This window comes from Thermanaerothrix sp. (genome assembly GCF_056331585.1).
Genome location: NZ_JBWGPQ010000042.1, coordinates 1 through 20,992, shown reverse-complemented (window position 1 = coordinate 20,992; position 20,992 = coordinate 1). Strand labels below are relative to the sequence as shown.

Genomic DNA, 20,992 nt, shown 5'->3' with positions numbered 1-20,992 from the left:
CTTTAAAAAGCCCTAGACTTCACCTGGGACGCCTCCCGCGCCGTTTCCCCTTCCAGTATAATAACCAAGATCAGGCCCTGTTTTCAGGTCAATCCGACTCGACTGAGGTAGCACCGTGCCGTTGAGCGATTGGCTGGCTTTCTTGAAATGGGTGTTTGTCCTGGCTGCCCTGCAAGCACTGGGCTTGCCGCTGGCGTTTCGGCTTTTTGCCCGCCTGCCCGAGCGCGGTTATGCCCTGGCGAAATTGGTGGGTTGGCTTGCATTGGGTTACCTCACCTGGCTGTTGGGCTCCCTGGGCTTAGCCGGCAACGACCTCGGCGCCATCCTGCTGGGGGGACTGCTGGTGGCCGGCACCGGCGCCCTATGGTTGGGTCCCCAGGGCTGGGCCGATCTGCGCATCTGGCTACGCCGTGAGCGATCTTACATCCTGGCCGTGGAGGGCCTCTTCCTGACCGCCTTCCTTGCCTGGACGCTGGTGCGTGCCTATAACCCAGCCATCCTGGGCACCGAAAAACCCATGGAATACATGTTCCTCAACGCCATCCTGCGCAGCCCCGCTTTGCCCCCGCAGGATGCCTGGCTTTCGGATCATGCCATCAGTTACTACTACTTCGGCTACAACTTGGTAGCGCTGCTGACCCGTCTCACCGCGGTGCCTGCAGCGGTGGCTTTTAACCTGGCGCTGGCCGCGCTCTTCGCCCTCAGCGCTCAGGCGGCGCTGGGGATCATGCTCAACCTGGTCCTGATGGTCAAGGCGGCACACCGTCCGACCCCGCCGCCCCTGCTGAGCGGATTCGCGCCGGCACTGCTTGCTCCCCTGCTCTTGCTGGTGGTCGGCAATTTTTACGGCATCCTTGACCTGGCCCGGCAGAACCGCATCCTGGCCGAGGCCGAGATTCCCGTCCTCTATTACGATTTCGGCGACCTGGCGCAAGGGGGTAGCCAGCGCCCCGGTGTGCGTTTTGGTCCGCTCAACCTGTGGGCCTGGTTGGATCTCAAACCTGACCCCTTGCCCCCCTCGACCACCAGCGGCTGGAATTGGGACTTGGGTAACTGGTTCTTCGCCGCCCGCGCCCTGCATGACCGCGATCTGCTTGGGCGCGAGACCGAGGCAATAGATGAATTCCCGGCCTTTTCCTTCTTACTGGGCGACCTGCATCCGCACGTCCTGGCGTTGCCCTTCGACGTGCTGGGGGTGGGGCTGGCACTGGCCTGGCTGCTGCGTGGCCTGGGCAGCAAGCCGATGACCTGGCGTCGGGAATGGCCCTTTGCCGTGCTTTCCGCCCTCATCCTGGGTGGGCTGGCCTTCCTGAATACCTGGGATTTCCCGATCTATCTCTTCCTGATTGCGCTGGCCGACCTGGGCGGGTTGGGGCTGCGTGAAGGGTGGAAGGCTATGCGAAGCAGTTTCTGGCGACGGGTAGGAATCTGGGCACTATTGGGCCTAGCCAGCCTGGCCCTGTACTGGCCTTACTTCCTGGTCACATTCCAATCGCAGGCCGGTGGCATCCTGCCCAACCTGATCTATCCCACCCGCTTCCAACAGGCAGTGGTCATGTTTGGGCCACTGTTGCTGCCGCTTTTCACCACCCTGCTCTGGTTGCGGGGGCGCGGGCGGGCTGGCTTTGATCCCCGTGCCGCCTGGACCATAGGGGCGGGAAGCGTGATCGGCTTGACTGCTCTGGCAGTGGGCCTGGCCATGCTCTTAAGCCTGAACGCCGACTTGCGCGGGTTGATCTTCCAGGCGCTCAGCCCGTTGCGTTGGGACGAGGCGCTTGGACTTCTGCTCCAGCGGCGGGTGGTGGATGGGCTAACGGTTCTGGTTGCAGCGCTGGGGTTGGCTTGGTCGGGTGGGCTGGCAGTGGGCTGGCTGCGGCGGGGCGAACGCGCCCCCTGGCCCTCCCCTTCCGAGCGTCCGGCGCTGTGGTTGATGCTGGCGCTGTTTTTCAGCGGCGCGCTGCTCTGGCTGGCCCCGGAATTCATCTACCTGCGCGATAATTTCGGCACCCGCATGAATACGCTGTTCAAGTTTTACTTTCAAACCTGGGTGCTGTGGAGTTTGGGCGGGGCATTTGGGGTGTGGTTTTTGGCGCAAAGCGCCGGACGGTTGGCGCGCGTCCTGGGAGTGGGGCTGAGTGCGGTGGGATTCCTGCTGGGCGGGTACTACCTGATCGGCAGCCTGCCGGCTAAGACGGGCAACTTCGCCGGCCCTCCCACGCTGGACGGCATGTCCTACTTCGCCGCGACCTACCCCAACGATTGGGCAGCCATCCGCTGGCTTCAGGAAAATGCTCCCGCCACCGCCGTGTTGCTCGAGGGTTCACGTGGGGCGTATTGGATTGAAGGGCGTTCCTCGCGTTTTGCCATGGCCACCGGCATCCCCACCCTGATGGGTTGGGCCAACCACGAGGCCCAGTGGCGCGGCAATTACTTTGGTCAGGTGGTCAGACGATTGCAAGACATCCAAACCCTTTACCAGACGCGGGATGACCTGGAAGCGCGCCTCCTGCTTGAACGCTACCACGTGGACTTTGTGATCGTCAGCGATTTGGAACGCCAGTGGTATCGCCCAGTGGATGAAACCAAATTTGAGCGCCTGATGCGCCGCGTCTTTCAGCACGGAGATGTGGTGATTTACCAGCGGTGAGGCCGTACCCCCTCACGGGCAGGCTCGCACGTCCAGCAGCCAGCGGAAGTCACCTTTATGGTTCTCGAGCCTATCCACCTCTTGAACGCAAGGCATCTGCCACGCAGCCTGAATCGCCGGTGGAAGTTGTTGCCAGGTGCGGGCATCCAGGTATGCATATGTGAATCCCGCCGCGCGCAGAGCCGCGGGCGTTGGGGCTTCGGCCAAGCTCAACCACTCGGGGTTGAAGTGATACCAGGTATCGCCAGCGCGCGTGAAGCGCCCGAATAATGTGGGGGCGCGTGAGGGGTTCGGGTCAAAGACCAGCGCGCCGGCATCTAGCCGATCCCAATGGGCTTGGTACATGCGCACATCCAGGCCACTCAAAAAGTAAGACACCACCGGGCGACCCATGGCGGAAATCTGACAAGCCAACAGGACTACGCCGCTGAGCAAGGCCACCGCGCTCAACCCTGCCGCAATGACCCGGACGCCGCTGGCTCGTTGCCGTAGCCACACCCACAGCGCACCGGGAGCCAGGATCAGGGCAATAGGCAAAAAAGCATACAAACGGGTGGTATTGCGTACACCGGTAGAGCCGGTGAAGCGTACCCATAGCAGTGGCAGGCTAAGCAGAGCTTCTGCAACCAGCAAGGCTTCAAACCAGCGCCCGGCGCGCACCGCCTTCCAGCCCCACACGGCCATTAAGGGTAGCGCCAGCAGCAACGGGCCGGCCTCGCATAAGGCTACCACCAGGGTGGCTGGCCGGGTCAGGGGAAGCACTCCCAGGTGCACTGAAACCAATGCCGGCGTTCGCGTCAGGTCAAAGCCCAGCGTTTGATACGACGGAGGAAGGGGGTGACCCAGCAGCCGCGCGAGGATGCGTTGCGCCAGATCCCCCCAGGTGCCGCCCTGGACCATAGCCAGCACGGTCGCTCCCAAAACCACACCCCACCATTGACGCAGCCCCAACGGCAAGACCCGGTTGCGGTAACGCACGATCCATAGAATGGTAATGAAAGCCAACCCGGCCAGCATCAGGGGCAGATCGGTCTCGCCCATCAAATGGTTAGCTGCCAGCACCAGGAGGCTCAGCCCACCTGCCCAACCGGGCTCCCGCCAGCGGGTAGCGGTCAGGAGCAAAACTAGGATGACGGCATAAGGCATCAGGCTGTTAACGGCATTGAGCAGCAGGATACCCGGCTCCAATAAGCCGTTACCGAAAGCAAAGGGATAGGGTAGGGGCGGGCCGCCCTCAATCATCCAGGGGCGCAGCAGGGCTTCGGCCAGAGTTGACCCGCTGGCTGCGCCACTTCCGATTAACGTTACCGCCGGTGAGAGGCGTTCCAGCCACGCTTGGGGAATGACCAGCAACACCCAACGCGTACCGCTCGCCAGGAGCAGGGCCAGCGCACCCAAACCTGCTCCCAATGGGTGACCGGTAACCCGCCGCCCCCACCGAAGAGCCAGGGTCAGAGCCAGAGCAAATGCCAATGCCCGCGCTGCATCCAGGGCATTCCAGGGTGTCCACGCTGCCACGCGCATGATTTGGGCGCTGACTAAGAGCAAAAAATGATGATAGCCGTAGGAAATAGCGGGGTCGTAGGCAAAATGGGGTGGAAAATCGCCGGCTGCAATCAGTGAGAGGGTAGGCAGGTGAGCGTAATCGTCAAAAATGGCCAGGCCACGAGCCATAGCGTAGCCCCAAGCGACCAGCGCTGCCAGCCCCAACCACCACCCCCAGTTCAGTGGCCAACGCCAGCGCCCCGCCCGTCGGGCAGCTAGTGTCCCACCCACCCCCAGGAGCAAGCTGATCGCCCAGGCGCTGAGAGGCAGGGGCACAAAGCGTGCCACCAGGTTTACCAGCACCCCCTGCACCAGCAGACCGGCGGTCAACCCAACCACCAGGTCTTCCGGGGGTTGCAGGTTAAAGGCACGCCGCACCAGGCCAATCCCCCCCAATGCCCAACCCAATGCCCACAGAACCAAAAGCCCACCTCGCCATCCTACCATACCCTTGATTCTAATCACTTCGTCCTCTTATTAGAAGTTTTCTTCCTGATGTGGGATGAAATGTTTTACACCGCGTAAAGTAGTAAAATTAGCACCGCGGGATCAACAACCCATGAACCATCTACCGCCTCCTCCTCGCGCTTCCATCGGACATCGCGCTGCCGTCCTGGCAGGGCGTTTGCTGGCCATCCCGGCCTTACCCATGACCCTGCTCAGCCTCGTGATCGGTCTGGCCACCGGGGCCGGGGTTTGGTTGTTCAAACAAGCCATAACGCTCTTTCAGTGGGGATTCTCCACCTTGTGGATCAATCCCCTCGCCGTTCTGGGCCCCTTGCCGCGCATCCTCGTACCGGTCCTGGGGGGACTGCTGGTAGCAGCGTTGGCACAGCGCTTTTGGGCGCACGAAAAACTGCACGGTACCGCCAGCATTATTCAGGCAGTAGCGCTCTCCGGCGGGCGGCTGCCCTATCGGATAGCACCGCTCAAAGCCCTCGCTGCCGCGCTCTCCATCGGCGCTGGCGCTTCGGTTGGTCCGGAAGACCCCTCGGTGCAAATCGGGGCCAACCTGGGCTCGTGGGTGGGGCAGCGCTTGCACCTTTCCGAGGATCGCACCCGCACCCTGGTCGCTGCCGGTGCGGCGGCGGCCATTGCCGCGGCCTTCAACGCGCCGATTGCCGGCGTCTTCTTCGCCCTGGAAATCATCCTGGGCGAACTCGGCACCACTGCCCTGGGAATGATCCTGACCGCTGCGGTGATGGCAGCGGTGCTCACCCAGGCCCTGGTGGGGAGCATGCCGGCGTTCATGATCCCGGCCTATACCCTCAATTCGGCGTGGGAACTGCCGCTCTATCTCGTCCTGGGGCTGCTGGCAGGCCTTCTGGCCGCAACCTATGGGCGATTGCTTTATGCCCTGCACGACCTCGTGGCCGCCTGGTCGGCACCGCGCTGGCTCAAGACAGCGCTCACCGGCCTGGTGATCGGCGGGGTGGGCCTTTTTCTGCCCCAGTTGTTGGGGGTAGGGTATGAGACCATTGGCGCCGTCTTGCAGCAACGGACCCTGCCCTTGCGGGTAGTCTTGCTTCTGCTGATCGGGAAGGTCATCCTGACCCCTTTGAGCCTGGCGGGGGGATTCGTTGGCGGGGTGTTTGCCCCGGCGTTGTTCATAGGGGCGATGCTGGGGAATGCGTTCGGTATCCTCGCCACCCTGCTCTGGCCCAACCTGGGGATCAACCCGGCGGCGTTTGCGCTGGTGGGAATGGCCGCCGTGCTGGCCGGCGCTGTGCACGCCCCGCTGACCGCCATCCTGCTGCTCTTTGAGATGACCCACGATTATCGCATCATCCTGCCGTTGATGTTCGCCGTAGCCGTCAGCTTACTGATCTCGCAACAATTGCAACCGCAATCGGTCTACGCCCTCGGGCTCTCGCGCTTGGGCATTCGATTGGAGCGTGGGCGGGCGGTGGATATGCTCGCCACCCTGACCGTAGGCGAGGTCATGCAACCCAACCGGCAGGCGCTGACCGAAGACATGCCCCTGGACACCGCCGCTGAGATCCTTGCTCACACGCGCCGGCACGGTATGCCGGTGGTGAACTCACAAGGCGAGCTGGTAGGAATGTTCACCCTGGCCGATCTGGATCACGGGTTAGAGCGGGGACTGAAAACCGTAGGTGAAGCCTGCACCCGCCGTCTGATTACCGTTATCCCCACCGATACCCTCGCCGAAGCCATGCGGCGTATGAGTATGGGCGACCTGGGACGCCTGCCGGTGGTGGATCCGGCCAACCCGCGGCGGTTGGTGGGGATCTTACGGCGCTCCGATGCCATTCGGGCTTATGAGATCGCCCTTACCCGCCGGGTGGCTCAGGCCCAACGGCAAGCAGCGGCTCGCCTGGATGCCTTCACCCCCACCACTGTGCGGGTCCACGAGGTCACCATCGCCCCGGGCGCGGCTGCCGAGGGAAAGCCATTACGGGATATTCCCTTCCCGCCGGGGTGTCTGGTGGCTTCGGTACGCCGTGGTGACCAGATTGAGGTACCTAACGGTGAGACACGCCTCCAAGCCGGGGATGTGCTAACCCTGGTGGCTCAAGATGCTGTCTTGCCGAAAGCGCTGGCGATCTGTCAGGCGCCGCCTCCCGTGGAGCCGGCGTAACGTCCTCAACATCCTCTTGACAGGTTGTCCGGGGCAAAAAGGCGGCTATGTCTTGCCAGGTGTGCCGGGCCTCAATTGGCCGCCGTGCCAGGTAAAACCGGTCTTCCCAGCGGTGATGGGTGAAAGAACCCACCCCCATCCCGGCTTGGTAGCCGGCTTTTTTGGCCCAGCGCAGGGCATGGAAGGAGGCCTTTCCATAGGGATAGGCAAAACTCAGCACCGGTACGCCAAAGAGCGCTTCCAACCGCGCCCGTGAATCGGCAATCTCTGCCTTGAGCACGGTATCTCCCACCTGGGTCAAATCGGAATGATGCAGGCTGTGGCTTCCGATCTCCCATCCGACGGTCAGCAAGGCTTGCACCTGTTCGCGGCTAAGGAAGCCAGGATGATCTAGGTAATTCACCACCAGATAGACCGTGGCGGTAAACCCATACCGTTGCAGGATCGGAAAAGCCTGGGTATAGACATCCTCGTCCCCATCGTCAAACGTGAGGATGAACGAACAAGCTGGCAATTCGGCACCATTTTCGAGCGCTGTAAGCAGTTGAGCAACGGAGATGGTGCGGTAGCCTCGCTCCCACAACAGCGTCATCTGGGCCTCAAATTGTTCTGGGCTCACGTAATAGGGGTTTCGTGATGGATTCTCGGCAACGTGATGATAGAGCAAGATGAGCACATCCACCTCGCCAGGGCCTTGGCGTATGAGGCGGGGCTTCGGCGAAGGCAATGGTATCGGGGTAAGGGTGGGAGTGGAAAGTTGGGTGGACGTAGGCGTGAAAGTTGGGGAATGCGTGGCGGTGGGGATGAACGGTTTGGGTAGAGGAGTAGGCGACGGTAAGGACGTCGTTGGGGTCGTAAACGGGCGGAGCGCCATCGCTATGGCGGTTGGCGGGGCACATGCTGCAAGGAGACACCCCAGGCTCAGGATCAAACAACAGCCATACCGCCATAGGGTTTGACCCCTCTTTGAATTATTGCATGCCATATACTTATTATAGTGTATTGGGCAAGCCGAAAACTTTGCACCCGGCTTTTTCTCTCGGGCTAAAAGCCCAACCGCTCTACTCCGGCCGTAGATTGCCCAACAATTCACCCATTCAAGGGGGTATAATAATTATGAAAACCCTTGTTTGGAGCAACGCATGGAGCAACGCAAGATTCGCGTCTTGATCGCCAAGCCCGGCCTGGATGGACACGACCGCGGGGCCAAGATTGTGGCGCGCGCCCTGCGCGATGCCGGTATAGAGGTGATCTACACTGGCCTGCGGCAGACCCCGGAGATGATTGCCGAAGCCGCCCTGCAAGAAGACGTGGATGTGATCGGTCTCTCCATCCTTTCCGGCGCGCATATGAGCCTGGTGCCGCGCGTGCTCGAACTGCTGCGGGCCAACGGTCAGGAGCACGTGCTGGTCTTTGTGGGTGGCATTATTCCCGAAGAAGATGTGCCGGCTCTGCTCGCCCTGGGGGTCAAAGCGGTCTATGGGCCGGGCACACCGACCCAGACCATCGTCGAGGATATTCGCCGCGCCGTGCTCGCAACTCAAGGCAGCGCGGTTTAGGGCCGGGGGAAGCGCCGATGCAGATGGTGGAAGCGATTCTGGCGGGCCAGCGGCTGGCATTAGCCCGCCTGCTGACCCTGATTGAGAATGATGCCCCCGAGGGCTGGGCTATGCTGGATGCGCTCTACCCGCGCACCGGGCAGGCCCACCTGATCGGGGTTACCGGTGCCCCGGGCGTGGGCAAGTCCTCACTGGTCAACCAGATTGCGCGGGCACTGCGCCATCCCCAGGATGGCGAACCGCCCAAAACGGTAGCCATCGTCGCCGTGGATCCCACCAGCCCCTTTAGCGGCGGAGCGCTGCTCGGGGATCGTGTGCGCATGCGAGATCTCAGCGGCGATCCCGGTGTGTTCATCCGTTCGATGGCCTCGCGAGGCGCGCTGGGCGGCCTTGCCCCCACCACCGCCGCGGTGGTGCAGGCGTTGGACGCGGCCGGCTTCGAGATCATCCTGATCGAGACGGTCGGTGCCGGCCAGGCCGAAGTGGAAATTGCGCGTCTGGCCCACACCACAATCGTGGTCGAAGCCCCTGGCGGAGGCGATGACATCCAGGCCATCAAGGCCGGCCTGCTCGAAATTGCCGACCTGCTGGTGATCAACAAAGCTGACCGCCCCGGCGCCGATTTGACCGAGCGCGCGCTGCGCAGCATGCTCGAATTGGGCTACCCGCGCGGGCATCACCGCCCTGAGGACTGGGCGGTAGCTACGACCGAGTCTAAAGAGACATGGGTGCCGCCCATTCTGCGCACGGTCGCTACCGAGGGCAAGGGCATTCCGGAGGTGGTGCGCGCGTTGCGCGCCCATGCCGACTATTTGCGTGCCAGCAGTCAGTGGCAGGCGCGCGAACAGGCTCGCCTCAAAGATATCCTCGATCATATGCTGCAGGCGGCATTGCTGGCCCGCTGGCAGGCCGGTCTCCCCCAAGGCTTCTACCAGGAGGTCGTCCAGCGCCTGCTACGACGTGAACTCTCCCCGCATCAAGCGCTGGAGGTTCTGCTCAATCAAATGCCCATCCCGAGTGTGGAAAATTCCCGCCTCGTGCCTTAAAAGCCATCTTTTGTGAGGAGTGATCTGCATGGAACGCACACTTATCGCCCATCTCCCCCAGGCCATTGGTCAGAAGGTCAAGATCCAGGGTTTCCTGCATACCTTGCGCGACCAGAAGACAATGCAGTTTCTCATCCTGCGCGATCGCAGCGGCATGGTGCAGGTCGCCTTTTACAAGAAAGCCGACCCCACCCTGGCTGAGCAGATCTCACGCTTGACCAACGAATCGGTGTTGACGATTACCGGCACGGTGGTCGAGAACCCCATCGTCAAACTGGGCGGGCTGGAAGTGCAACTGGAAACGCTGCAGGTCGAGAGCCTGGCCGAAGCACCTCTGCCGTTGGATCCGACCGCAGAGGTTTTGCCCTCCCTGGATTACCGCCTGGACTGGCGCTTCTTGGATATGCGCCGTGAGCCGGTCACCGCGTTCTTCGAGATTCAGACGACGCTGGAGATGGCGTTCCGCGAATATTGGTTGCAGCACGGCTTTATCGAGATCCATTCGCCCAAACTGATGGGCTCAGCCAGCGAGAGCGGCGCCGAACTGTTTGAAGTGCAGTATTTTGATACCAAGGCCTACTTGGCGCAATCGCCCCAGTTCTACAAACAAATGGCGATGGCGGCAGGCTTCGAGCGTGTCTTCGAGATTGGGCCGGTCTTTCGCGCCGATCCCTCATTCACCTCGCGCCACATGACCGAGTTCACCGGCCTGGACATGGAGATGTCCTACATCGAATCGCATGAAGACGTCATGCGCTTCCTTGAAAACATGCTTCATTACGTCTATCAGCGCGTCGCCGAGAAGCACGCCGCCGACATTAAAACCCACTTTGGGGTACAAATCGAGGTGCCCAGCGTGCCCTTCCCGCGCATCCCGATGGCCGAGGCGGTGGAGATCCTCAAACGCGAGGGCTACACCCTGCCCCCAGAGAAGAAAGGCGATATTGACCCCGGCGGCGAGCGCACCCTGGCGCAATACGTGCGCCGCGAGTTCAACCATGATTTCTTCTTCCTCACCGATTGGCCCTGGACGGTACGTCCGTTTTACCATATGCGCCACCCCGAGCGCCCCGACCTGACCCGCTCGTTCGATCTGATTGCGAAGGGCACCGAGATCGTCACCGGCGCCCAGCGCGAGCACCGCTACCCCATCCTGCGCGAGCAGGCGCTGGAAAAAGGGCTCTCGCTGGAGCCGATTCAGTTCTACCTGGATTTCTTCCGCTACGGTTGTCCGCCGCACGGCGGGTTTGGCTTGGGCCTCTCGCGGTTGATGATGGTCATGCTCAACCTGCCCAACATCCGCGAGGCGGTCTTCCTCTTCCGCGGTCCCAACCGCTTGCATCCGTAAGCCGCACACTCGTACTTTAACCCTTGGAGGGAATGCGTGATCGTTGGTCAAGGAATTCGTTTGCGTGCCATCGAACGGGAAGATTTGCCCCGTTTTGTCGCCTGGATGAATGACCCAGAGGTGCGCCAGGGGCTGAACCTGATTTACCCGCTCTCCATGGCGCAGGAAGAACGGTGGTTCGAACAGATGCTCCAGCGCCATCCGGCCGAGCAGGTGTTGGGGATTGAGGTCGAAATTGGGGGAGTATGGACGCTGATCGGCACCTGCGGCCTGCACAACGTGGATTGGGTCAATCGTCAAGCTGAACTGGGCATCTCCATCGGCGATAAAGCCTTCTGGAACCGTGGGTATGGACGGCGTGCAGTCGGCCTGTTGTTACGCCATGCGTTCAATACCCTTAACCTTAACCGCGTCTACCTGCGCGTCTATGAGACGAACCCCCGTGCAATCCGAGCGTATGAACACGCCGGTTTCACCCTGGAAGGTCGCCTGCGCCAGGCGCGCTTCCAGAACGGACGCTATGTGGACGAATTGATCATGAGCGTCCTGCGCAGTGAGTGGCAGGATGTGGAGGACTAGGAGAGGAGGTCGGTAGCCCATGCCCAACCACACCCGACACGAACGTATGATGTACGGCGGCATCCGCCTCTTTGCCGGGACAGCGTGCCCCGAACTGGCCCAAGCCATTGCAGAATACCTGGGGTTGCCCCTGTGCGGGCGCGATGTGATCACCTTTCCTAACGACAACCTCTTCGTCCGCCTCCATTCCAGCGTGCGCGGGCAAGATTGTTATGTGATCCAGACCACCTCGGCGCCGGTGCACCGCAACCTGATGGAACTGCTCATCATGATCCAGACCCTGCGCCTGGATTCGGCGGCACGCATCACGGCAGTGGTGCCCTATCTGTGCTACGCCCGCTCGGACAAGAAGGACCAGCCCCGCGTGCCCATCACCGCCCGTCTGGTCGCCGATATGATCGAGGTGGCCGGGGCGGATCGCTACATTACCATGGACCTGCACGCCGGACAGATTCAGGGTTTTTTCTCCATCCCCGGTGATGTGTTGACCGCTTTCTACCTGCTCACCGATTACTTCAAGACCCAACTGCCGCAGATGTACAACCCGGTCGTCGTGACGGTGGATCTGGGCTTTGCCAAGAAGGCGCGCAACTACGCTCAGGCATTGCACTTGCCCCTAGCCTTCATCGAAAAGCGGCGCGTCGCCAACGATGCTCGCGCCGAGGCGCTAACGCTGATCGGGGATGTCTATGATCGCGATGTGATCCTGGTGGATGATGAGGTGGATACCGGCGTCTCGGTGGTGCAGGCAGTCAGCCTGGTCAAGGATAACGGCGCCCGCAATGTGTACGTCTCGTTCGTGCACCCGGTGCTCTCACTGGACGCCGCCGATCGTCTGGCCGCCCTGCCGGTGCGTCAGTTCGTGACCACCGACACCATCCCCATCCCGCCGGAGAAGCGGGCTAAATTCGGTGAGCGGCTTAAGGTTCTGACCATTGCCCCCTTGCTGGGCGAGGTGATCCGCCGCACCAACGAGGGCCGCAGCGTGGGTGAACTCTTCAACGAGTGAGGGAAGCGCTCATGCCGGAACTGCCCGAGGTGGAGACGATTGCGCGGTGGTTGCGGGAGGGCCGCGCCGCCGAGCCGCCTCTGCTCGGGCGCACCATTACTGCAGTAGAGGTGCACTGGCCACGCACCCTCGCCGCGCCTGACCCGGCCACCTTTGCCCAGCGCCTCACCGGCCAGCGCATCACGGCCATCGGCCGGCGCGGAAAATTCCTGCGCTGGGTGCTGTCCGGGGGTGGGGTGGTCTTACTACATCTGCGCATGAGTGGTGATCTGCGCTGGCAACCCCCGCCAGCTGCAGCCCCCCAGCCTCATGACCGCCTGGTGTTCGCGTTTGCCGATGGATGGCGCCTGGCATTCAACGATCCGCGCAAATTTGGGCGGGTGTGGCTGGTGGAGGATGAGACAAGCGTCCTCGGCGACCTGGGGCCGGAACCTCTCGACCCCGACATCAGCGCCGCGGACTTTTATGCCCGCTTACGGGCCTCGCGCGCCCGCCTTAAGCCGTTGTTGCTCGACCAGCGCTTCCTGGCCGGCCTGGGCAATATTTATACCGATGAGGCGCTGTTCCAGGCTGGCTTGCATCCCCTGCGCCCGGCACACACCCTCGCCCGCGCCGAGGCGGAACGTCTCTTGCACGCCATCCGGCAGGTACTGCGGGCGGGCATTGCCCACCACGGCGCCAGCATTGATTGGGTCTATCGCGGGGGCGATTTTCAGAATCATTTTGCGGTGTATCGGCGTGCCGGCCAGCCTTGTCCGCGCTGCGGCACACCGATTCAGCGGCAACTTATAAGTCAACGCAGCACGCACTTCTGTCCCCACTGCCAGGTGTAACGTGAACCATTGTAGGTCAACTGTGAGTGAGGTGGGTTGTGATGCAACAAGTTCTTCTCCTTATCCTCGTTGGTATATTGGGCTTTTTATTAGGGGCGCTGGTTGTCTGGCTGTGGGGTGAGCGCGAGCGGCGGTCCGCTGCTGCGGGTGAACCCACAGCACCAGCGTCAAAAACCGAGACCGCATCATCCACGGCTGCACCCTCGCGGCAACCCCCGTTCAGCGACGCCTCGCACGTCTTTGTCACCCGGCTCTGGCGTGACCGCAGCACCGGGCAGTTGCTGGTCGAGGTAGATGGCATGCTTCATGCAACTCCAGATACCTTGACCGATGAGCAGCGCCAGCGCCTGTGCACGGCGGCGGAGACTTGGTCGCTCTGGCTGGGGCTACACTCCCCCACCACTCCCGTATCGCCCCCGCCCCCTGCGCCACCCAGTGTCTTCACCGTGCCCATCGAGACGCTCATAACGCCCTCAGTTGAACCCCCGCGTGAGGGCAGCATCGTGGAACAGATTGATGCCATCCTCCAAGAGTTACTGGCCACTTCCCCTTATGCCGACCGCCGCGTGCGTCTGGTCGAGGAGCCCCAACACGGCGTGGTGGTGTGGGTGGACCTGGAACGCTACGGGAGCATTGATGACGTGCCCGATGAGGGCATCCGCGCCCTGATTCAGGAAGCAGTGCGCCGTTGGGAAGGCTGATTCCGCCGTGTTAGTCACTTGGATCTCGAACCCCAGGCGTAGCGCAGCTCAAATATACACGTAAAGGTGTCTCACCATGCCCAAATTCCGCGTTCTGGCGTTCGGGGTTGTCCTCCTCACCCTGTGGCTTATTGGCATAACGCAACCGGCTTGGGGCAGTCCGCCTCCGCCCCAACCTCAAACCACCCCCCTGGTTGACCCGGCCCTCGAAGCCGCACTGGAAGCGAAAATCAACCAGCACCAGTTTGAGGTGCTGGCGTTCACCCTGTATCGTGTCAAGATCGAGCGCGTGGTCGAGTCGCCGGATGGCCAGCTGGCAGTGCTCTGGCTGGCACTGGTGGATGTGGAGAGCGGAGAGGTCATCTCTGCCGAGCCGGGCCTCGCCATCGCTCGCCGCGATACCCTGGGAGCGCTGAGCACCGACTGGCAGGTCACCTTGCAGGCCGATCGTGACTGGGCACAAACACTGGCCGCGGTTCCGGATGACCTGCTCGATCCCGAAGTGCGCGCCCGCTACACTGCCCCCAGCACCGAGCAACTGCAGGCCCTGGCGACCGTGTACCGCGGCTACAAACTGCCCTGGGCCGGCGGGTTGAAGAAGAGGCTCAGCGGCTCCATCGGTCATTTCCTTTGGTATAACTCGTGCAGCATTGACTACTGTCGTTATGCCTATGATTTCGCCGATGGCACCATGTTCCCCATCCTGGCGGCCCGCGGGGGAACGGTCTATATGGCAAAATGGGACTGCCCCAACGGCTCGGAGACGTGCAGCAACTATATCGTGCTCAAAGACATCACCACCGCGCCCACCACGTACCAACTTTACCTGCACCTGGCCTACGACAGCATTCCGCCGAACCTGCGCCAAGTGGGTGCCATCGTGCGCCAGGGGCAATTTATCGGCAATGCCGATGATACCGGTTACAGCACCGGCCATCACCTGCACTTTCACGTCCACACCAATCCTACCTGGTACTGGGGTTCGTCGGTGGACATCCGCTTTGATGATGTCAGCATCAACGACGGCACGCCGCGCAATTGCTATGAGGCCAGCCGCTGGCCGAGTTACGGCACCCAGTGCCAGGATGAATACATTTCGGGAAACTACGGCGCCTTCCCGCCTAACGGCAACCTAACCCTGCCCCAGGTGGGTGAGGTGATTACCAATGGACGGGTGTTGATCGGCGGCACCGCCAGCGATGATATTGCCGTCACCCGCGTTCAGCCCATCGTGCGCGGCCTGGATGGGCAATGGCGCGAGATCGGCAGCCCCTTCACGAGCACGCCCTTTGTAGGCGAGATTGATCTGTGCAGCTTGGGCTTGCCCAATGGCCCGGTGGATGTGGCATTCTACGCCTGGGATTACGAAGGCAACCGTTCTCCCGAACCGCTAGGGATGCGCACGGTGCTCAACCGTTCCAACTGCGCCCCATCCCCACCGACCTGCACGATTTCCAGTACCCAGGTGGCGCTCTTCAGCCAACCCGACCACCAGGGCGCCTGCGTAGTGTTAGGCATGGGAGACTACCGTAACGCCAGTAGTTTCGGTGCAGTGGGTGACAATAACGCCGCCTCCATCCTGGTCGGGAGCGGCGTGCGTGCCCTGCTCTACGATCTACCCGACTATCAGGGGCGCACCGAAGCCCTCGAAGCCAGCGACACCGATTTAAGCGATAACCCGCTCGGCAGGGGGCGGCTTTCCTCGCTCAAGGTGCAGACGCGCAGCACCACGCTGGCCCCCCCCACGTTAATCACCCCGGCTTACGCGGCAGATCTCGACCAGCCGGATACCCTCTACTTCACGTTCCGCAGCGAGGGCGCCACCCGCTATCGCCTGGATGTGCGCCGTTACGCGGATAACCAAAACGTGTTCACCGCCGATGGCTTGCGCAGCCCGGCTGCGGTGTTAGGCACCCTGCCGGCGGCCAGCCCGGCCACCAAGTACGTCTGGCGTGTCACGGCTTACAACGCGGCTTCCACCGGTGGCATCTCTCAAGAGCAATCCTTTGAGGTTTTTCCGCCCTATCTTTCCGGCGGTACCTCGCAAGCGCTCCCCTATCAGGCTTCGTTCGATGCCAGCGATGAAGGCTGGCTGGCTAAAGGCGCCTGGCAGTGGCGCACGCCTGCCCTCAGCGGCGCCAGCGCAGCATGGGTGGCCAGCGGCAACACCAGCGGTGACCTGACCTCGCCGCCGATTGTCATCCCGGCCAGCGGTACCTACTACCTGCGCTTTCGTTATTATGCTGATACCGAATCCCCCGAACCCTATTGGGATCAGCGCTGGCTGCAAATCGCCGGCGTGGATGGCCTTTTCCGTAACGTCTGGCAGTTCTACGACGACCCGCCGCGCACCTGGGTGGAGAGCCCGGCCATCTCGCTGGCCGCCTACACCGGGCAGACAATCCGGGTGCGATTTCATTTCAACCCACTGGATAGCTACTACAACGGTGGCTTGGGCTGGGTGGTGGATGACCTGCGCATCACCGCGGAGCCCCCGCCGGCGTGCGGTGAGAGCGCGCCTAACGACACCCTGAACACCGCCACTCCCCTCACCGTTGGGCAGAGTGTGAGCGACGTCATCTGCCCGGCAGGGGACGTGGATTACTATCGTTTCAGCGGGCAGGCCGGTCAACGCCTCGCCATCCGCCTGGATGCCCAGCGCAACGGCTCGCCCCTGGATGCCATCCTGACCCTCTACGATGCCCAGGGCAACCGCCTGGCCGAGAACGACGACCTGGTGCTGTACCAGATGAACGACCCCGCGCTCAGCTATACCCTGCCCACCAGCGGCACATACTACCTCAAGGTGCGCGCCTGGGGGCACCCCGGGGTGGGGGACGCCAACCAGACTTACACCCTCCAGGTGCAGGTTGACGGCGCGCCGCCCACGCTGAACCTGACCACGCCGGCCACGTCCTGGGTGCCGAACGGGGCGCTGACCATGCAGGCCCAGGCCAGCGACGGCGAGAGCGACGTTGCACTGGTCAACTTCTACTGGCGGGCTAATCCCCAAGCGCCCTGGCAATTACTGGGCCAGGATTGGGACGGGCGCGACGGCTGGACCTGGGCGACCTCCAGCACAGCATTGGCCGGCGGTGACCTATATGTGGAAGCAGTGGATTTCGGCGGCAATCGCAGCGGCAACCTACGCCTGGGCCTGCGCGTGGATTCCAACCCGCCCAGCGTCTCTCTTGACCCGCTGGCCACGCCTAACCGCAGCACGGCGGTGCGCCTGGCTTGGGCAGCGCAGGATGCCGAAAGCGGCGTGGCCGGGATGACCTTACAAGCCCGCGTGGGCGGAGGGGACTGGCAACCCCTCAGCGGTACCCTCACCGTCCCGCGCGGCAGTGCCTGGTACGTGGGAACGTGGGGGCAAACGCTGACCTTCCGCGCCCAGGTGTGGGATTATGCAGGTAACGTCAGCGCCTGGTCGGAAGAACGCAGCACCCAAATCGAGGCCTCTTGCCAGCCCGATGGTTATGAGCCCGGCGATGATACCTTAGCCGGTGCCATCTCCCTGGGAGTAGGCGTGGCGCAGGAACATACCCTCTGTCGCGTCGGGAGTGGGGTGAACGATGAGGATTGGCTGACCGTCGAGACTGCTGACCCTAAGCCTTATTTCTTTGCCGTGCGCTCGCTGGACGGTGGCGCGGCGGTGCAGGTCGAAATTTATGCCGCGGATGGCAGCACCCGCCTGGCGACGTTCGCCGCCCCCGACTTGGGCCGCGATTTGCTCTTCACCTGGGCGCCACCGCAGGCCGGTCGTTATGCCCTCCGCCTCACACCGCTCGTCACCGGTCTGGCCGGGAGCGCAGCGCGTTATAGCGTTAGTTACAATGAAGTGAGTTTCCTCTACCTGCCACTGGTGAGCCGATGAATGCTTAATCCTGGGTGTAAGGTTGATATCCCTCCCTGCATCGGCATCCCCACGCGCTGTGGAAGCATAAGGAATCAAGCCTGTGACGCGCCGTCCACCATGGCGTTCCAGGAAAGCCCGGGGTTCCTTTTATGGCGGGTAGATTGAGCGAGGGGATTCCACCGTCTTGATCTTGAGATGGTTATAATTAGACCCAAGGTGCTCTTACATATTCATTAAAAACATATGGCATTTCTGCCCCACTGTGCCGAGGGAATCCAGGGACGTCTTCCCGAAGGCTTTCGGACACTGACACAATGGAGTTTGCCATGCCTACGCTTTCCCCTACCTTGCAAGATGAAGCCGTTGCCTTGTTGCAAGCCCTGGTGCGCACGCCCAGCCTCTCCGGCCAGGAAGGGGCTCTGGCCGACCTGGTGGAAGCCAGGCTGCGCCGGCTGTCGTTCGACCACGTGGAGCGTGATACCTGGGGTAACGTCATTGCCAGCCGCCAGGGTTATGCTCCCGGCCCACACTTGCTCTTCGATGCCCACATGGATGTGGTGGCTCCGGGTGAGGCAACAGCCTGGGCCGGGGGTGATCCGTACAGCGGTCGCCTGGAAGGGGGACGCGTGTGGGGGCGCGGCGCTACCGATACCAAAGGCAGCCTGGCGGCCATACTGATCGCGATTGGTCACCTGCCCGCGACCGAATTCCGCGGCACCTTAACCGTGGTGGCCAGCGTGGGCGAAGAGACCCTGGAAGGGGCAGCACTGGGGCAGGTCTGCGCCCAGTTACGCCCAGATCTAGTCATCATCGGCGAGCCAACCGAGGGCCGCCTGGGCATCGGCCAGAAGGGACGGGCCAAACTGTGGTTCCGCGCGCAGGGCCGCCCGGCGCATTCCTCCACGCCTGAAGAGGGCCACAACGCCATCTACGTCGCTGCCGAAGTCGTCCAGCGTATTCGTGCCCTGCCGCTACTCACGCATCCCATCCTGGGGGCAGGGGTGATGGAAGCGCTGGATATTCACTCCGAGCCCTACCCCAGCGCTTCGACCATCCCCTACACCTGCCTGGTGCGCTACGACCGTCGCCTGGTGGTCGGAGAGACGCCCGAGAGCGTCCTGCAACCCTATCATGAGGCTTTTGGCGGGCGGGAAGACCTGACCTTTGGCTTTGAAGAGGTCACCCTAAACACCTACACCGGCGCCACCCTGCGCACTCCGGATTTCCACCCCGCCTGGCTGTGGGCAGAGAGCACGCCCTGGGTACAGCAGGCGCTAGCGAGTTTGCGTGCGGCAGGCCTGCGCGCCGAGACCTTCATCGCCCCCTACTGCACCAACGGCAGCACTACCGCCGGCGAACTGGGGCTCCCCACCTTAATTTATGGCCCTTCCAGCATCGCCCTGGCGCACAAAGTCAATGAATACATTGAGGTCAAGGACGTCCTGGCCGCGGTGCTGGGTTACCAGGCATTGGCAAAGGGGCTGGGGTAGATACGTTGACCTTGACCAACAAGGGAGACCTGCTGAGTTTGTCCGATTTTCAAGGTTGCTTGTCCTCTGAAACATTCGGTCGTTGCATATGATAACGAGGCTTCCTGTTATCATTTGGATCGGGATGATCGGCATGGGGTTATTGGCCAATTGTCTGGCGACCTCGGGGCCGCAGTTAACCCTAACCTCTCTTCCTCCTGAGGCCGCTACCGCAACCGCTGCGCTGGGGGCGAAACTCACCGCCATTGCCGCGGAAACGGCTCACCCCGCGACCCCAGCACCCACAGAAGAATATCCGACCGTCACCGAGTCCTGGACGCCCGGCTCGGACGAGATCGTGGCCGGCGATAGCGGTAAAACCTATGCGATTGGGGTCACCACGCGCATTTCCCTCATCCTGGAGCGTGCGGCGTACCCGCCGGAAAACCTCGTCGTGACCTGTGTACCCACAGAGGTGCTGGGGCGTGTTTCGAATCTGCCCCAGGTGCCGCCGCAGTATTACGCCGTACGCTTTGAGGGGGTACAGCCGGGGCAGTGCCTCATCCGCAATGGCGCGTTTCAGGTTACCATCAAGGTGGTTGAACAGCCCTCTCCATGACCCCTGCCCCCACCTCTACCTCTGGCCCCGACCCTTTCGCTGTTCGTCCCGCCACCGCCGGTGATGTGCCCGCCCTCTGCGCCTTGGACGCTCTCGCCCAGCAGGACGAAAGCCGGCGCGCGTTTATCTCTCGCACGGTGGAAGACGGGCATGCCTACGTGATCGAGACCAAGGGGCAGGTGATCGGGTATGCCGTACTCGATACATCCTTTTTCGGGCAGGGCTTTATTTCCTTACTCTATATTCACCCCGCGCACCGCCGCCAGGGCGCCGCCATCAGGCTGATACAGTACCTGGAAGAGGCTTGCCGCACCCCAAAACTCTTCATCTCCACGAACCTTTCTAACCTGCCGATGCAAGCTCTCCTGGCAAAGTTGGGTTACATCCTGAGCGGTGTGATTTACCACCTCGATGAGAACGACCCTGAATTGGTGTTTGTCAAATACCTCCAGCGGGGCAGCGCCTGACCAGACCTGGGATCGCCGCCGTGGCATCCCATTGACTTTTACCCCTCGCTTTTCGTATAATAAAAATGTAACTGCGTGGCACAGCGCATGGCTGAGGTCCGCGGAGCCGGGCCTCCCCCGGATCACGAAAGCGTGCACAGCCGTCCGTGGTGGTGAACAACGGAGGGCTGTGCCTGTTTAACGGGCAATGAGGAGGTGTACCATGTTGACCCTGGATCTGACCCCGGAAGAAGCCCGCGTTCTGATGCAGGTGCTGGAAGCGTGCGTCTCAGACATGCGCATGGAAATTTCACAGACGGATAACATCCGTTACAAGGCCATGCTCAAGGAGCGCAAGGCAGCGCTGGAGCGCGTACTGCAGGTGTTGCGCGAGCAAATGCCGTTACCGCTGGCCGAGTAAGGCAGATGGTCTCCGGGCACGAGAGGCTATTAGAAGCCCCACGGCGCCGCGAAGGACGCCGTGAGGTGATTTTGCCGTGTAGGGCGGGAGGGACTCGAACCCTCAAGGTGCTCCCGCACCGGTGGATTTTAAGTCCACTGCGTCTGCCTGTTCCGCCACCGCCCCTTATATGGGGGGTAAGGCGAACTATAACGTCATATATGGCGGTTTCAGCAGGTTGAAAATTCGCAGGTTTTCAAGAATCCGTTGTGTTTAGTGTACGGCGGCTAGACCCGGAAGGCAAGAAATTTTAAGGTTTTTGTAAGGTGA

Annotated in this window: 16 protein-coding genes and 1 tRNA gene; 14 read left to right on the top strand and 3 right to left on the bottom strand. The window is 62.0% G+C overall.

The annotated features are described in order from the left end of the window. Nucleotides 1–115: 115 nt before the first annotated feature. Nucleotides 116–2,647, top strand: a complete 2,532-nt coding sequence (locus tag AC01YT_RS12125) for a DUF2298 domain-containing protein (RefSeq protein ID WP_476675767.1) — start codon at nucleotides 116–118, stop codon at nucleotides 2,645–2,647. A 12-nt stretch (nucleotides 2,648–2,659) separates the two neighbouring features. Here AC01YT_RS12125 and AC01YT_RS12120 read toward each other — a convergent pair whose 3' ends face one another. After that, nucleotides 2,660–4,657 carry a hypothetical protein gene (locus AC01YT_RS12120; protein ID WP_476675765.1) on the bottom strand — a complete coding sequence of 666 codons (1,998 nt, stop codon included), beginning with the start codon at nucleotides 4,655–4,657 and terminating at the stop codon, nucleotides 2,660–2,662. Between the two features lie 94 nt (nucleotides 4,658–4,751). Between AC01YT_RS12120 and AC01YT_RS12115 the strand changes: the two genes are divergently transcribed. After that, nucleotides 4,752–6,794 (top strand): chloride channel protein, encoded by a 2,043-nt coding sequence (locus AC01YT_RS12115; protein WP_476675763.1) that lies wholly within the window; start codon nucleotides 4,752–4,754, stop codon nucleotides 6,792–6,794. On the opposite strand, the gene AC01YT_RS12110 is transcribed toward AC01YT_RS12115, so the two are convergent. Further along, the gene (locus AC01YT_RS12110) at nucleotides 6,679–7,725 is read right to left on the bottom strand and encodes a polysaccharide deacetylase family protein (protein ID WP_424913068.1); all 1,047 of its coding nucleotides are present in this window, start codon (nucleotides 7,723–7,725) and stop codon (nucleotides 6,679–6,681) included. The two genes, AC01YT_RS12115 and AC01YT_RS12110, sit on opposite strands and share 116 nt — an antisense overlap. Before the next feature lie 211 nt (nucleotides 7,726–7,936). Here AC01YT_RS12110 and AC01YT_RS12105 point away from each other — a divergent pair, with 211 nt between their 5' ends. The 12 genes from AC01YT_RS12105 (at nucleotide 7,937) to AC01YT_RS12050 (ending at nucleotide 20,683) form a co-directional block, all read left to right on the top strand. Then, complete coding sequence (locus AC01YT_RS12105; protein WP_424913069.1) at nucleotides 7,937–8,353, top strand: cobalamin B12-binding domain-containing protein; 417 nt, start codon at nucleotides 7,937–7,939, stop codon at nucleotides 8,351–8,353. 17 nt (nucleotides 8,354–8,370) lie between these two features. After that, nucleotides 8,371–9,399 carry a methylmalonyl Co-A mutase-associated GTPase MeaB gene (gene meaB, locus AC01YT_RS12100; protein ID WP_476675761.1) on the top strand — a complete coding sequence of 343 codons (1,029 nt, stop codon included), beginning with the start codon at nucleotides 8,371–8,373 and terminating at the stop codon, nucleotides 9,397–9,399. A 28-nt stretch (nucleotides 9,400–9,427) separates the two neighbouring features. Next, complete coding sequence (gene aspS / locus AC01YT_RS12095) at nucleotides 9,428–10,747, top strand: aspartate--tRNA(Asn) ligase (RefSeq protein WP_476675760.1); 1,320 nt, start codon at nucleotides 9,428–9,430, stop codon at nucleotides 10,745–10,747. Nucleotides 10,748–10,783: 36 nt separating this feature from the next. Beyond that, nucleotides 10,784–11,326, top strand: a complete 543-nt coding sequence (locus AC01YT_RS12090) for a GNAT family N-acetyltransferase (RefSeq protein WP_315624980.1) — start codon at nucleotides 10,784–10,786, stop codon at nucleotides 11,324–11,326. A gap of 19 nt (nucleotides 11,327–11,345) precedes the next feature. Next, a complete protein-coding gene (locus tag AC01YT_RS12085; RefSeq protein ID WP_476675758.1) occupies nucleotides 11,346–12,335 on the top strand; it encodes a ribose-phosphate diphosphokinase in 990 nt (329 codons plus the stop codon). A gap of 11 nt (nucleotides 12,336–12,346) precedes the next feature. Beyond that, on the top strand, nucleotides 12,347–13,168 hold the full coding sequence (gene mutM / locus AC01YT_RS12080) for a DNA-formamidopyrimidine glycosylase (protein ID WP_476675756.1): 822 nt from the start codon (nucleotides 12,347–12,349) through the stop codon (nucleotides 13,166–13,168). A gap of 41 nt (nucleotides 13,169–13,209) precedes the next feature. Then, on the top strand, nucleotides 13,210–13,869 hold the full coding sequence (locus AC01YT_RS12075) for a hypothetical protein (RefSeq protein ID WP_476675754.1): 660 nt from the start codon (nucleotides 13,210–13,212) through the stop codon (nucleotides 13,867–13,869). A 76-nt stretch (nucleotides 13,870–13,945) separates the two neighbouring features. Further along, nucleotides 13,946–17,746: a pre-peptidase C-terminal domain-containing protein gene (locus tag AC01YT_RS12070; RefSeq protein ID WP_476675752.1), complete on the top strand. Its 3,801-nt coding sequence runs from the start codon at nucleotides 13,946–13,948 to the stop codon at nucleotides 17,744–17,746. Nucleotides 17,747–18,054: 308 nt separating this feature from the next. Next, nucleotides 18,055–19,218 (top strand): M20/M25/M40 family metallo-hydrolase, encoded by a 1,164-nt coding sequence (locus AC01YT_RS12065; RefSeq protein ID WP_476675750.1) that lies wholly within the window; start codon nucleotides 18,055–18,057, stop codon nucleotides 19,216–19,218. A gap of 88 nt (nucleotides 19,219–19,306) precedes the next feature. Then, a complete protein-coding gene (locus AC01YT_RS12060; protein WP_476675748.1) occupies nucleotides 19,307–19,816 on the top strand; it encodes a hypothetical protein in 510 nt (169 codons plus the stop codon). Next, complete coding sequence (locus AC01YT_RS12055; RefSeq protein ID WP_476675746.1) at nucleotides 19,813–20,283, top strand: N-acetyltransferase family protein; 471 nt, start codon at nucleotides 19,813–19,815, stop codon at nucleotides 20,281–20,283. The genes AC01YT_RS12060 and AC01YT_RS12055 overlap by 4 nt, the downstream gene beginning before the upstream one ends. Before the next feature lie 202 nt (nucleotides 20,284–20,485). Next, nucleotides 20,486–20,683, top strand: a complete 198-nt coding sequence (locus AC01YT_RS12050; RefSeq protein WP_315624990.1) for a hypothetical protein — start codon at nucleotides 20,486–20,488, stop codon at nucleotides 20,681–20,683. A gap of 79 nt (nucleotides 20,684–20,762) precedes the next feature. On the opposite strand, the gene AC01YT_RS12045 is transcribed toward AC01YT_RS12050, so the two are convergent. Continuing rightward, nucleotides 20,763–20,848, bottom strand: a tRNA-Leu gene (locus AC01YT_RS12045). Between the last annotated feature and the right edge of the window lie 144 nt (nucleotides 20,849–20,992).

Bases quoted from the DNA above. Each gene is read 5' to 3' on its own strand.
- AC01YT_RS12115 (WP_476675763.1), top strand. From the start codon at position 4,752: ATGAACCATCTACCGCCTCCTCCTCGCGCTTCCATCGGACATCGCGCT.
- AC01YT_RS12105 (WP_424913069.1), top strand. From the start codon at position 7,937: ATGGAGCAACGCAAGATTCGCGTCTTGATCGCCAAGCCCGGCCTGGAT.
- meaB (WP_476675761.1), top strand. From the start codon at position 8,371: ATGCAGATGGTGGAAGCGATTCTGGCGGGCCAGCGGCTGGCATTAGCC.
- aspS (WP_476675760.1), top strand. From the start codon at position 9,428: ATGGAACGCACACTTATCGCCCATCTCCCCCAGGCCATTGGTCAGAAG.
- AC01YT_RS12085 (WP_476675758.1), top strand. From the start codon at position 11,346: ATGCCCAACCACACCCGACACGAACGTATGATGTACGGCGGCATCCGC.
- mutM (WP_476675756.1), top strand. From the start codon at position 12,347: ATGCCGGAACTGCCCGAGGTGGAGACGATTGCGCGGTGGTTGCGGGAG.
- AC01YT_RS12075 (WP_476675754.1), top strand. From the start codon at position 13,210: ATGCAACAAGTTCTTCTCCTTATCCTCGTTGGTATATTGGGCTTTTTA.
- AC01YT_RS12070 (WP_476675752.1), top strand. From the start codon at position 13,946: ATGCCCAAATTCCGCGTTCTGGCGTTCGGGGTTGTCCTCCTCACCCTG.
- AC01YT_RS12065 (WP_476675750.1), top strand. From the start codon at position 18,055: ATGCCTACGCTTTCCCCTACCTTGCAAGATGAAGCCGTTGCCTTGTTG.
- AC01YT_RS12060 (WP_476675748.1), top strand. From the start codon at position 19,307: ATGATAACGAGGCTTCCTGTTATCATTTGGATCGGGATGATCGGCATG.
- AC01YT_RS12055 (WP_476675746.1), top strand. From the start codon at position 19,813: ATGACCCCTGCCCCCACCTCTACCTCTGGCCCCGACCCTTTCGCTGTT.
- AC01YT_RS12050 (WP_315624990.1), top strand. From the start codon at position 20,486: ATGTTGACCCTGGATCTGACCCCGGAAGAAGCCCGCGTTCTGATGCAG.